The sequence below is a fragment of the Atribacter sp. genome, assembly GCF_035418125.1.
Taxonomy (GTDB): Bacteria; Atribacterota; Atribacteria; order Atribacterales; family Atribacteraceae; genus Atribacter; species Atribacter allofermentans.
On record NZ_DAOLQM010000161.1, the window covers coordinates 1 to 5,057 of the forward strand.

Genomic DNA, 5,057 nt, shown 5'->3' on the forward strand with positions numbered 1-5,057 from the left:
TTTCTTTAGCTCGGATTTTGTTGTTGAAACCTGAGTTTATCGTTTTAGATGAACCTACTTCAGCATTGGATATATCAGTTCAAGCACAAATTCTTTTTCTTCTTCGTGAACTTCAAAAAAACCATGGTTTGGGATATCTTTTTATTTCTCATGATCCTGAAGTAATTCAATATATGTCCCACTCAATAGGAATACTTAAAAATGGAAACCTGGATATCGTTCCAGAGGGATAAATCAATGAAATATACTGAATATATTTGGGATTTTGATGGAACCCTGTTTGATACCTATCCGGTGATGGTAAAAGCCTTCCAAAGAGCTTTGAGAGAATTAGGAATAGAAGAAAAACCTGATACTTTGCTGTATTTTATGAAAAAATCGATAGCTGAAACGATTGATTATTATCAAGATCGCTACCTACTGGGAGAGTTGTTCTTTAAAAGATATTTAGAAATTCGCCAATCCTATTCTTTAGACGAGCAACCACCTATCTCAGGAGCCGTGAAGGTTTGTTGCCAGATTGTTCAACAGGGAGGCAGGAACTTTATCGTCAGCCATCGGGAATCACCTTCTCTTTATGCTTTTCTTGATCATTATGGAATGAGGCAACTTTTTACTGAAATTATAACCGGCAATGATGGATATGAACGAAAACCAAATCCAGAAGCCTTTAATTATCTGGTAAAAAAATATCAGTTAAAAAAGGGATCTACCTTGGTGATTGGAGATCGAATCCTCGACATACAGGCCGGTCGAGAGGCCGGAATTAAAACGGTTTTCATTAATTTGAATGATGGTTTAGAATGCGATTTTGCTGATTTTAAGATTAATTCTCTCGAAGAAGCATTGAGCTTGTAGGATAGACTTTCATGTCACAGGGCAGCATCGGTTAAATATGGGAAAATAGTTGCCCCCTCACCCTAACCCTCTCTCATGAAGAGACGATGGAATAGTAAGCTCCCCCTTTAAAAAAGGAGGGGGGATTTTAGTTTTATACTGTTCCGTAATTATTAGGAGCAAAGCGACATGGCAATCTCAATTTATCCATTCCGCTATTCTGAGGAGCGTATTTTGTAACGGGAGAATCTCATCCTTTAAAGGATTTATGAAGAAAGAATCAAAAGATGAGATCCTCACGGCTTCGAAAAACGAAGCCTCAGGATGACGAAATAAAGGCACACCCCCCCCCTTAATCCCCCCTCAATGGGGGAATTTGTTGGATGGTATTTTCAGGATAGATATTCATGCTGCCTATCAGCATCGGTTGATGATGAAAACCCAAGATTCGATATGCCAAGGCAGATCGCTACATTAATTAAAGAATGAGCGTAATAAATTGTTATCCCCCCTAAATAAAAAATATTCTTTGGTAGAGGCTTGATTTATCAAGTCAGTAAATGGATTTACAGGCTAAACGTGGTTAAGAATCTACCAAAGATATTTAAAATAAATCGTCATTCAAGAATTTCATAGCGATTTGACGAAATTCTTTATTTCGACTTATGAGAAAGGGATGGTATCCATTGGGAAAAAGGAGAACCAATGACTTTTTAATCTGAAGAGCTATTTCGGAAACCTTTTCTTCAATATGCGAGATAGCTTCATCCCTTAAACTTCCAGTAAAAAGAACTGGTCCAGAAATTATAGATAAATCGCCAATCAGAAGAGGAAGTTTGTTGCCAGCTACCCGAATCAGCATTTCGGTATCGAGATCGATCACTCTTTCCCAGTCTGGTCCGTGGATACTCTTCCAATAATTAGACATGGGTGTTTTTTTGGAATGCTCTCTTCCAGCTTTGATTGCTGATACTTCATTTTGAGTGAGGTGATTTCCAGGAGAACTATCAGCGATTATGTGATCGACGAGGCTAGGTCCCTGCATGGCTAAATTTAAGGCAACTGTTGATCCGCCGCTGGTTCCAATGATATCAAAATGAGAAAGTTTTAAGGCTTGGCATAAGGACAAGGCTACTTGTGAATTGTAATACCAGAAATCATCTCTTAAGGGTGATAACCGATCAGATTTTCCAAATCCTGGTGAATCTATGGCGATAACCAAGCGATTTTTTGAAAAAAAGGTTATATCTTGGCTAAACATTTCTGATGAAACAGTATTTCCATGAAGAAGCAAAAGCGGTTTTCCTGAGCCTTCAATTCGATAAAAGACTTTCAAGCTATCATATTCAAAAAAAGGCATGGGACTCCTCCTGATATGAAAATGTGTTAGTTTCTGTGCATGGTGGATTGAAACCAAAAAATATCGGGCATCATTATAATAAAAAACCAAGAGGATTGATGCCCGATATTTAAATAATAACATATTTAAAGTAATTGTAGATTTTTTTTATTTCTTTATGAATCCATTAAAACATAATTGGAGATGGGATTCCTCAGTTTTTTTAGTAGAAAGACTGACAAGAATAGTCACCACAGTTGAAATAGGCAATGCGATAACGATGGGGTCTACTACATTCCAGGGATGACCCCAAAGCGCTGGTTTTCCAAAAAGTGCATTGACCAATCCAATCACCTTTGATTCACTTTCGTGGACAAAGAGGAACCAGAAGATACTTATAAAAAATCCACTCAACATACCGGCTATAGCTCCAGCTTTGGTTATTTTTCGAGAATAGAGTCCACCAACGTACATCGGGAGGAGAGCTGAAGCACATAAACCCATGAAGAGCGATGTTCCCCGAGCAATAATAGCATTTCCCGATTCATAAAAGCGGGGAAGGGCCCATGCTACGAAAGTGGCGATTAGAATTCCAATCGAGGTACCAAGACGGCTTAAGCTCATGGAAGTTTTCCGACGAAGAGCCGTTTCCACAATATCCCTGCTCAAGGCAGTACCCATAGTATGATATTGACCACTTAGGGTTGACATGGCTGCCGAAAATAGAGTGACCAGGAAAACAATGCCAAACCAACCAGGCATGGTCTTTTGTATGAAAAGAGGAATGATGGAATCGACGTTCTTACTGGCTGCTAAAAAGGATATTTGTCCCTGGGTTTGTGAAAAGTAGACGTTGGACAGAGCGCCGACCACAAAAGCTACACCGGTCATGAACAGAATGAAGATTCCACCAATCATGGTTGCTCGGTTCAGCTCGCGGTTACTTTTTACCGTCATGAAACGAACCACCAACTGAGGCTGGGCGAGAACCCCAATTCCAACCCCCAAAACAATGGTGGACACAACTGTCCACCAGAGATTACTTCCTAGTGCAGGCATCGAAGTGAAACCGAGATGCCCCCGACTACCAAGAATCTCCATTATTTGTGGGCTTAATTTACTTAATGAATCATGGGCATTCACAATGCCTCCCAAGCGGGAGTAAGTGAAGATTATCAGAACAATCATTCCAAACAACATGATTGTTCCTTGCATGGCATCAGTATACATGACACCTTTCATGCCACCCATGATAACATAAACCGCCACAATGGCTGAAAATGCGAATAGGGCCATTTCATAACTGATGTTGAAATTAACCAATAGAATTTGAGCGGCACCCATTAGAACTGCGGCAATGTATATTGGCAAGAATACAAAGATCATAATACCGCTGAAAATTTCAATAAAACGTGATTGATATCTTTTCCCTAAAAATTCCGGAAAAGTGTGGCTATCCAGGTTAAGACCCATGGATCGAGTACGATGGCCGAAAACAACAAAAGCAATAAAAATTCCAACAAAAATATTAAGAAAAGTGAGCCAAAGCATACCCATCCCGTAAAGACCGGCCGCACCACCAAAACCAACAATAGCTGAAGTACTGATAAAGGTAGTTCCATAGGACATGGCCATGAGATAGGGATGGGCGCTTCTCCCAGCCAAGAGGTAATCAGTAGTATTTTGAGTTTTACGGAATCCAAGATAACCAAGATAACCGGTTAATAATAAATAGATTAATACTGATAGTATCAATACTATTTGGTTCATTGCTTCTCCCTCCCTTCCTTGTTAGATTAATTAGAGCCCTTCTTCAATTTTGCTTTCTTCTTGTTGCCACTCAATCACTTTCTTCGGTTCATTGGGTCTTTCTCCCCCACGATTCCAATTAATAGCTCCATAAATTACACAAAGCAGAGAACTGAGAATGCAGAGGATATAAACGAGAGCAATAGTAAAGTTATGGAAGCCCAGCATATTTCCCACTCCTTTTGTTAAAAATTTAAATTGTGACAATTGTAGCAAAAGAAGGCGAAAAAACAATAGAAAATTTATAAAAAAGAGATATATTGGTAATAATATAATAAATTGTATAGCTTACAAGGAGGGTTCAGACTCGGTTTCTTCTTGCTTGATATCCTCTTTTTCAATTTCACTTAACAACTTATCAAGCTCTTCTTGAGTCTTTTTCAATTTACTCTTACAAATTTGGCTTAAAAATGTTGCACGTTTAACCTTTTCGGCTAAAAGATCAACATCAATTTCCCCATTTTCAATTTCATCGACAATTTTTTCTAGTTCTTCAAGAGCTTGTTTATAGCTTAATTGATTTTTTTTGTTCATGATTCATCCTCCACCTTACTCAATATTAATCCATCGAGAAGTTGTGTTGTGATAGTTTGGCCTGATTTTGCTTGTTTGATGCTGGTAAGAAGGTTTCCATTAATCCGGGCAACACTGAACCCTCTTTTCATGAGATTTACAGGATTAAAATGATAAATAGACTGTTCGAGGAGAAAATATTTGTTCTTGGCCTCTTGGAATTTTTGCCAAAAAACTGCATTTACTTTTTGTAAGACCAAAGACAAGCGATTTTGATGGTCAGAAAAATTTTTACGACTGGCTAAACAAAAACGAATTACTAAAAGTTGATGTTTTGAAAAAGAATATGACAAAATATTTTTCAAAACGTGGTTCAAAGTGTTGAGATTTTCTTGGAGCGAATAGCGGGAATTTTCCAATAATCGATCAGAGTATCGGATTATACTATTTTGTAAGTCTTCAATCTGAGTTTCAAAAAGACGAACTCCAGAGATTATAAACTCCGCAACAGCAGTTGGAGTCTTTTTCTTGGTATGAGCTACCATGTCTACGACGGTGT

General features: G+C 38.3%; 6 protein-coding genes and 1 pseudogene. 2 read left to right on the forward strand and 5 right to left on the reverse strand.

From position 1 onward, the window contains the following. Positions 1–233 (forward strand): annotated as a pseudogene (locus PLK24_RS08215) (oligopeptide ABC transporter ATP-binding protein); the annotation flags it as partial. A 4-nt stretch (positions 234–237) separates the two neighbouring features. Next, positions 238–858, forward strand: a complete 621-nt coding sequence (locus PLK24_RS08220) for an HAD-IA family hydrolase (protein WP_324478053.1) — start codon at positions 238–240, stop codon at positions 856–858. 583 nt (positions 859–1,441) lie between these two features. Here the strand turns inward: PLK24_RS08220 and PLK24_RS08225 are convergent. From PLK24_RS08225 to PLK24_RS08245, 5 genes are all read right to left on the reverse strand, one after another. Next, positions 1,442–2,197: an alpha/beta fold hydrolase gene (locus PLK24_RS08225; RefSeq protein ID WP_324478054.1), complete on the reverse strand. Its 756-nt coding sequence runs from the start codon at positions 2,195–2,197 to the stop codon at positions 1,442–1,444. A 147-nt stretch (positions 2,198–2,344) separates the two neighbouring features. Beyond that, on the reverse strand, positions 2,345–3,946 hold the full coding sequence (locus PLK24_RS08230) for a sodium:solute symporter family protein (RefSeq protein WP_324478056.1): 1,602 nt from the start codon (positions 3,944–3,946) through the stop codon (positions 2,345–2,347). A 30-nt stretch (positions 3,947–3,976) separates the two neighbouring features. Further along, the gene (locus tag PLK24_RS08235) at positions 3,977–4,153 is read right to left on the reverse strand and encodes a symporter small accessory protein (protein WP_324478057.1); all 177 of its coding nucleotides are present in this window, start codon (positions 4,151–4,153) and stop codon (positions 3,977–3,979) included. A 120-nt stretch (positions 4,154–4,273) separates the two neighbouring features. After that, positions 4,274–4,519, reverse strand: coding sequence for an exodeoxyribonuclease VII small subunit (gene xseB / locus PLK24_RS08240; protein WP_324478059.1), 246 nt, complete (start codon positions 4,517–4,519; stop codon positions 4,274–4,276). Beyond that, positions 4,516–5,057 (reverse strand): exodeoxyribonuclease VII large subunit (locus PLK24_RS08245; RefSeq protein WP_324478061.1); only part of this gene is annotated, 542 nt, incomplete at its 5' end. The genes xseB and PLK24_RS08245, both read right to left, overlap by 4 nt.